Origin of the sequence: Cupriavidus sp. WS, assembly GCF_000395345.1 — a bacterium.
Lineage (GTDB): Bacteria > Pseudomonadota > Gammaproteobacteria > Burkholderiales > Burkholderiaceae > Cupriavidus > Cupriavidus basilensis_B.
Window position 1 is genome coordinate 1 of the sequence record NZ_AQPL01000620.1, and the last position, 3561, is coordinate 3561.

The 3561-nt window shown below is 66.2% G+C and carries 5 protein-coding genes; all 5 read left to right on the forward strand.

Translation table 11 applies throughout. From position 1 onward, the window contains the following. Positions 1-172 precede the first annotated feature (172 nt). Entirely contained in the window at positions 173-910 is a 738-nt protein-coding gene (locus tag K206_RS0135730; protein ID WP_020207035.1) for a hypothetical protein, read from the forward strand. Between the two features lie 97 nt (positions 911-1007). Further along, positions 1008-1286 (forward strand): hypothetical protein, encoded by a 279-nt coding sequence (locus tag K206_RS0135735; RefSeq protein WP_020207036.1) that lies wholly within the window; start codon positions 1008-1010, stop codon positions 1284-1286. A 288-nt stretch (positions 1287-1574) separates the two neighbouring features. Further along, positions 1575-2399 (forward strand): hypothetical protein, encoded by an 825-nt coding sequence (locus tag K206_RS0135740; protein ID WP_020207037.1) that lies wholly within the window; start codon positions 1575-1577, stop codon positions 2397-2399. Positions 2400-2522: 123 nt separating this feature from the next. Continuing rightward, positions 2523-2876: a DUF3085 domain-containing protein gene (locus K206_RS0135745; protein WP_020207038.1), complete on the forward strand. Its 354-nt coding sequence runs from the start codon at positions 2523-2525 to the stop codon at positions 2874-2876. A gap of 150 nt (positions 2877-3026) precedes the next feature. Next, positions 3027-3536, forward strand: coding sequence for an XF1762 family protein (locus K206_RS0135750; RefSeq protein ID WP_020207039.1), 510 nt, complete (start codon positions 3027-3029; stop codon positions 3534-3536). The last annotated feature ends 25 nt before the right edge of the window (positions 3537-3561 follow it).

A 3561-nucleotide genomic window follows, 5' to 3' on the forward strand; every position in this document is an offset into this window, starting at 1 on the left:
CGGGCGTCAGCGACGAGCCATTCCGCATGAATTTGCGCCGGCGCGTCGCCGAGCGATTGGCCCAAACGCCAACGATCAGCATCACCTGACGCTGTTTCCTTTCTTTCCACCCACCAGGGTCAATTCCCGGTGGCGGGGATTGGCTCCATCATTATTCTGTTGGAGAAATCCCATGTCCCAGAATCCCAATCCCTTTCTACGCGGCTACTGGAATCTGAAGGTCGTCCGCACGCTGTCCATCAGCCACGAGGACGGAAGCCCGCATGTCTGGCGAAACATCCACCCGAGCCAGCAGCACCTCTGCGACGCGGCGCTGGTTTCTTCTCCCTGCATCGTCACCAGCGACTTCGCGGTGGTCAGGACTGGCACCGAACCTGTCGGCGCCGCACTGATCGCCGAATGCGACGCGGCTGATGGGGTCAGCGGCGAAGGCGTGGTGGGTGCCGTGGTGTACGCGATTCACGGCGACGACTTCGACGGCCGCCCCGTCCACGTCGGCGACACTTATTCGGCCGAGGCCGCACGGGAAGTCGTGCAGCGGTTGAGCTTCGAGACCGGCTACTACAGCCGGTGCTGGGAAATCAGCAGCGCGCACATCAGCCAGGAAACCGGCCAGTACCTGGCCAACCTGGCTGACCTCGCGACGCCGGAGGCCTTTTTGTTCGTTGCGTTCCGGGTTCCCTACAGCCCGGCGATCGGCGTCAAGCTGATCTCCACGCCCTGGACGGACCAGCACCTGCAGGACGTCGAGGGGATCTCCGCCGAACTGCTTCGGCAGGAGCACTGCAGCAAGGGCATGCCGGACGACCTGGCACAGATCCTTGAACTGGCCGGCCAAGCCGACGTGCGCCTCCTCATCCTCGATGCCGACGCACCCGTGTTGCCGGGCCTGCCGCTGGCCGGCGAATAGCTGCCACACACATCCCCAGCCTTCCTTTTCCTCACAGCATGCCGGCCCGGTCTCCCGCCAGGGAGCCGGGCCGGCGCACTTTCACAGGAGCGATCCCATGTTCCCCGACCTCATCACACCCGCATCCGACTTCGAGCACCAGCTTGGCGCCTGCGTCAACGCCATGAGCCAGGACGACGCCATCGGCCAGATCCTGGTATTCGAGCGCATGAGCGGCACGCTGCACATGCGCCATATCGCCAGCGCCGACCTGGTGGACACTGACGTGGACGACTACGAAATGGTCGTCTTCGACGGTGGCAACACAAGCGGCGACACGTGGAAGCACGTGTTCTTTCCGCGTCAGCGCGAACACTACTTCGTGTACCAAGCCTGATCCCTCCAGCCCCTTCCGAGGGGCTTTTTCTTGCCCGCAGCACAGGAAAACGGTTGTGGGGCGGTGCCGTTTCCTGCGGGCACGCCGGCCGCCCCGGGACCATGCTTGCCCCATGTTCGTCGGCGTTGCCGGCACATGCCCAGGCAGTCGAGACCTTCGAGGCTGCAAGCACGGGAAACCGTGCTGGTCGTTTCTTCCTACGGACCTACCGCGTCCATCCACGCCACCCACAAGGGACCTCTCCCTTGCGGGCGGGGAATCCCTTGTTTTTCCTCAAGGAGTTTCCCCATGGACCGTTCCCTCATCAAATCCATGATGCCTTCGCTGGTCGCAGGCCATGTGCCCCGCAACGTGCGATCGTTCAAGTACCGCGTGTTCGATGATCAGCCGCTGTCCTCAACGCTGGGCTTTGCCATCGACCCCCAACCCTTCGACGGCAAGGTGGTCGCCGCGACCGACGATGCCATCGTCGTCAAGCTCAAGCCTTCCGAGTTCGCGGTGCTCGATCCCAGCCTGGTGACCACGGTTCCTGCCGAAGGCGCCAAGGTGCATGTCCAACCCTATGCCCGTCGTCGCTTCGACGGACTGCGCGCGGACACGCCGGAGGTCATCACCGAGAAGACTTCGGATGGCACGCCGTACACCATCACGAGGCACATCCTCGGCTCGGCGCCGGCCAAGCTGCCCATTCCCACGCCGCAGTGCATGGAGTTGGGCCAGCTCATCGAGCAGTTGGAAGAGATGCCGGCCCCCGATCGCTTCCGGCGCATCACCCACATGCTGGTGGATGCCGGTGCCCGCGACTTCACCTGGGTCGATCCCACGCCCTCCAAGATCATCGACACCCCGCCGGCGATCAGCTTCACGGTCTCGACCGCGAAGTTCGAGGGCCGGGTGACGATCCTCTACGACCGCGGCGGAGACACCTACGTGGTGGAACTGCACCGTCAGAACGGTGAATCGGTCGAACTGGTCGATCGGCACGACGAGGTGTATTTCGACATGCTCGGCGAAGTGCTGGAGCGGCTCATCGACGACGGGCGCTGGCGCCAGATCGACGTGAGCATCCTCGACGCGAAGGCGGCCCGTAAGCGCCAAGCCGTCCCGGCATGACGCCCCTCGGCTGACCCGAGGCACCCGCCACGGCGTTCCAGCCATTCCGGCCGCGTGCCCTACAGGCCCTTCATCCCATCGGGTGGAGGGCCTTTCTCTTTTTTTACACAGGAGATTTCATCCATGTCACTGCGATTCAAAGGCGCCGACCTGCGGCCCGTGCTGACCGAAGCCATCGCCAATCAGTGCCGCATCGTCCTGGTCAAGGACCAGGGCGTGTACTTCCTCGCCGAGCGTGGGGAGCGTCGCCCGGATGGGCGCCAGCAACTGCTCGCCTACGCCGTCGGCTGCAATCCGGACACCGACCCGTTCGATGACTGGTGGCACCTCGCCGGCCGCGAGCTGGGCGGCGATGACTTTGCGGAATACTTCGACGCGAAGGACGGCCTGTTCACGCGCCTCCTGCACTCGGCGGACGATCTCGTGCTGTCCGCCACCGCCACGCACCTGTCCTTGGCCGTGGTGCCTCCCGCCTGAAGCGGCAACCGCCGCGCAGCCCTCGCAGCCCCCGCACCGGGGGCTTTCTTGTGTTCGCACCGCGGCCATCGCCGCGCATGCGCGTTCGTCTCCAGCCGCCAAGGCACGCCCCGCCGGCCACAGCGCCGGCATGCCACCGGAGACAACCGAATGAACACATCATCGACCTCGCCGAGGCTGCACCTGCTGCCGGTGTCGCTGCGCACGGCCAACGTCTTCGTGCTGGCACACCATCGCCACCACCGCCCGGTCCAGGGCGCGAAGTTCGCCCTGGCCGTCACGCTGAGCGACAGCGACCTGATCCGCGGCGTGGCCATCGTCGGCCGCCCGGTCGCGCGGCACCTGGACGATGGCTGGACGCTGGAAGTCACGCGGCTGTGCACCGACGGCGCACCCAACGCCTGCAGCAAGCTCTACGGCGCGGCCTGGAAGGTGGCAAGGGCGCTGGGCTACATCCGCCTGATCACCTACACCTTGTCCGACGAAGGTGGCGCCAGCCTGCGCGCCGCCGGCTGGCGGCTGGTCGGCGCGCGCGGCGGCGGCGCCTGGAGCCGTCCCGGCCGGCCGCGCACCGATACCCCCGAGCACCTGCGCGGCCCCAAGTGCCTGTGGCAGGCGCCCGGCGGCGCGGACAAAGGGAAGCGCCCGGATGCCGATTGATTGCTGCCGCGCGCGCAAGGCCCGG

Coding starts and splice junctions, on each gene's coding strand:
- K206_RS0135730 (WP_020207035.1), top strand. CDS start 173: ATGTCCCAGAATCCCAATCCCTTTCTACGCGGCTACTGGAATCTGAAG.
- K206_RS0135750 (WP_020207039.1), top strand. CDS start 3,027: ATGAACACATCATCGACCTCGCCGAGGCTGCACCTGCTGCCGGTGTCG.
- K206_RS0135745 (WP_020207038.1), top strand. CDS start 2,523: ATGTCACTGCGATTCAAAGGCGCCGACCTGCGGCCCGTGCTGACCGAA.
- K206_RS0135740 (WP_020207037.1), top strand. CDS start 1,575: ATGGACCGTTCCCTCATCAAATCCATGATGCCTTCGCTGGTCGCAGGC.
- K206_RS0135735 (WP_020207036.1), top strand. CDS start 1,008: ATGTTCCCCGACCTCATCACACCCGCATCCGACTTCGAGCACCAGCTT.